The sequence below is a fragment of the Anaerovibrio sp. genome (assembly GCF_045637405.1).
Classification (GTDB): Bacteria; Bacillota; Negativicutes; order Selenomonadales; family Selenomonadaceae; genus Anaerovibrio.
Genome location: NZ_JAZTZI010000144.1, coordinates 1 through 3,029, shown reverse-complemented (window position 1 = coordinate 3,029; position 3,029 = coordinate 1). Strand labels below are relative to the sequence as shown.

Annotated in this window: 2 protein-coding genes and 1 pseudogene; 2 read left to right on the top strand and 1 reads right to left on the bottom strand. The window is 43.9% G+C overall.

Annotated features, from left to right (window positions below; translation table 11 throughout):
- Window positions 1–943: 943 nt before the first annotated feature.
- Window positions 944–1,600 (bottom strand): annotated as a pseudogene (locus ACKI5G_RS10065) (flagellin); the annotation flags it as partial.
- Window positions 1,601–1,924: 324 nt separating this feature from the next.
- On the opposite strand from ACKI5G_RS10065, the gene ACKI5G_RS10060 reads away from it, so the two are divergent.
- Complete coding sequence (locus ACKI5G_RS10060) at window positions 1,925–2,269, top strand: helix-turn-helix domain-containing protein (RefSeq protein ID WP_407400005.1); 345 nt, start codon at window positions 1,925–1,927, stop codon at window positions 2,267–2,269.
- A gap of 23 nt (window positions 2,270–2,292) precedes the next feature.
- Window positions 2,293–2,892 (top strand): YSC84-related protein, encoded by a 600-nt coding sequence (locus ACKI5G_RS10055; RefSeq protein ID WP_407400003.1) that lies wholly within the window; start codon window positions 2,293–2,295, stop codon window positions 2,890–2,892.
- Window positions 2,893–3,029: the final 137 nt, after the last annotated feature.

Here is a 3,029-nt window from a genome sequence, read left to right as displayed (position 1 = left end):
CACCAATAGCACTCTTGTAAGAAGCTATATCCGTGTTAGACAGCAAAGCTGCATCACCGTCGGCTCCACCCTTAAATACTGCTATTGCATTCGTTGCTCCAGCGTCTTTACCCAAAGCTTCAACACTGTCCAATGCTGCAGAGAACGCCTTTTTCATAGCCTCTCTCAGATCGGCGGTGGTGCTGGCCGCTGCATGATCAGTTGACTTAGTGGCGTCAACAGTACCATCATCCTTGAGAACAACATCTTTATAAGCCAATTTTGCATTAGTAGTGGCATCATCAATCTTAGCAGACATAACAGTCTCTAATGCACCATGCAATGCCTTTACAGAATCCTGAGCACTGCTTACAGCCTGATTTTTAGTCAATGCTTCCAGCTGATCACTTGCTTTGACGTAATCTGCATTGGCATTTACCTGCTGCTCCTGAGCAACATCCAAATCCTTGACAGATTCTCTATAAGCAGCTACTGCTTCCTTTAATCCATCATTTGTTGGGTCCGCATAAGCGGCCTGCAATTTTTCTTCCATGTTAGCAGTATTCAAGGAAGCTGCTGAACCATCCCAGGAAATGCCAGCTTTTTCTAACGCAGCACCGAGAGTACCTGCAGTGCCACTGTTGGTGGTTGCTCCAGAAGTATACGTACCCACGGCTGCAGTTGCCTTATCGACAGCCTTCTGAGCTTCTCTTACTGCCTTGTGGAGAGCACCTTCTTCGTCGCCATAGTCATTAGCATCAGCAAGGGTAACAGTTCCACCATCGGCAGTTACTGTAGTAATCGACGCACCCGCTGCGTCCTTAATATCCACGCCGCCTGTAGCTAATTGATTCTTCAAGTAATCAATAGCCTTGTTCTCGGCGGCCGAGGTGGAAGCATTAGTTACACCACTGGCCTTCTGAACAGCTTCGTTGGAAGAAGTAGCAAAAATCTGACTATCCTTGTCAATATTTTCTGCTTCGTTGAAGATGTCCTGCAAGGTCTTGTCACCCACCTGGAAGGTAGCAGAGTAGGTCTTACCCGCCTGAACATAAGATACCGTAATCTGGTCAGTTTCAGTAAGTTCCAGAGAGTCTCCATTGCGGGCCTTCAATGCGGTTAGCTTTGTATCGGCAGTGGTGCTCTTGTCCAAATTCTGATTGGTCAATGCAGTAAAGGTGGCCTCGCCCTTGTTATTCTTGGAACCATCCAACAGGTACTTGCCGTTAAAGGTTACATTGGCATTATCATTAATCTGGTCAATTGACTGATCCAATTCCTTCTGAATGGTAAGGCGGTCATTGTCAGTGTTTGAATCATTTGCTGCGCTGATCGCTTTTTCCTTCAAGGTCTTGAGGATTTCCACAGTGGAGCTTACAGCACCCTCAGCAGTTCTCATCATGGAGCTGCCGTTCTGGGTATTGGCATTTGCCTGATCCAGAGAACGAATCTGAACTCTCATGCGCTCGGAAATTGCATAACCAGAAGCGTCATCAGCAGCGCTGTTGATTTTCATACCGGAAGAAACCTTCTGGAGGCTCTTGGCTAAAGCCGACTGGTTCTTGTTCAGTACATTCAGGGTGTTCAGAGCATTTACATTGTTTTTTACTACCATAGACATAATATATTCCTCCTTGAAATTTACATTTATCCGGCTTCCCTGCCGAATGTTTATATTTTGCTATTTTAGCAAATTTTATAACAGACCTATCCCAAATATAAAGCAGCGTGCTGTATCAACATTTGATAAACGGAAGTGCCTATTTATATTGCTTCCCCAGTGTTTTTATATTAGCTGTACTGTTTTTCCTTCGGGATATGTTTATTATAAATTGCTGTTCTAGCAACCTCTATTGTTATTATAGATTGCTATTTTAGCAAAGTCAAGAGTTTTTTTACATTTTAGCAAAAAATTATTTTTCATCTTTGTAAGGAGGTTTTGAGTATGAAAAATAATCACATATCCATAGGCGACCAAATAGTTGAGCTAAGACAAACCCACAAAATACAGCAAGGAGAGCTGGCAAAGGCCATTGACATGCATCAAAGCGTTCTGAACCGTATAGAAAGAGGATTGCGGTCGGCCAGAGATGAAGAGATACGGGACATCGCCATTTATTTTGACATTTCGGCAGATACACTGTTGTCTATCCCCCATCAGGAGCATACAGCTACGCTGGAGCTATCCAGTGATGAAATAGCCCTTTTACAAAAATTCCGTGAGCTGGACGACAGGGGCCGGGAGGCAGTAGTAAGTACCATCACCAGAGAATACCGTTATGTAAAGTGAATATTATAAGGAGATGATTGTTCATGAAAAAAATTATGCTTGGTCTTATGGCTATATTCATGCTGTGCATGATGACGGCAACTGCACTGGCGGCCAGTGCAGAAAAAATACAAAAGGAACGGTCAGAAATTGATGCACTGTCCTCAAAGACTCTGCAAAATTTGTACTCAAAGGTTCCATCGGCAGAAAACGTCATTAATAGCTGCTATGGTTATGCCACACTAAGCAATACAGGCATAAAGCTTGGGATATTCGGCGATGCCCACGGCAGAGGCCTTGCCATTAACAATGAAACCGGTGAACGGATATATATGCGCATGAATGAAATTGGTGTAGGTCTTGGACTTGGGGTAAAGGAATACGACCTGATTTTTGTCATTGGTACAGAAAGTGCCTGGAAATCCTTTATCTCCGGTGACATCAAATTTGCCAGCTCTGCGGAAGCATCAGCCACTGACGGCAAAACTGGCGATTCCATAGAGGGTGCGTCCATCGCTGCCAACGGTATATGGGTATATCAGATGACCAAGAAGGGATTGGCATTGGATGCCTCCATCAAGGGCGCAAAAATTTATCCTGACAAGAAGCTGAATAAAACAGAAACGAAGCCAGAAGCAGAGTAAGCGTCAAAATATAATATGCCTCAATAGCAAATAAAAAGCAGCCCGTAGGCTGCGTCATAGTATAGTGTCATTATTCTTCAGTTGGCAGGTTCACATTCCATGGAAGATATTTTTCCAGAACAGCGTCGTCCTTTAAG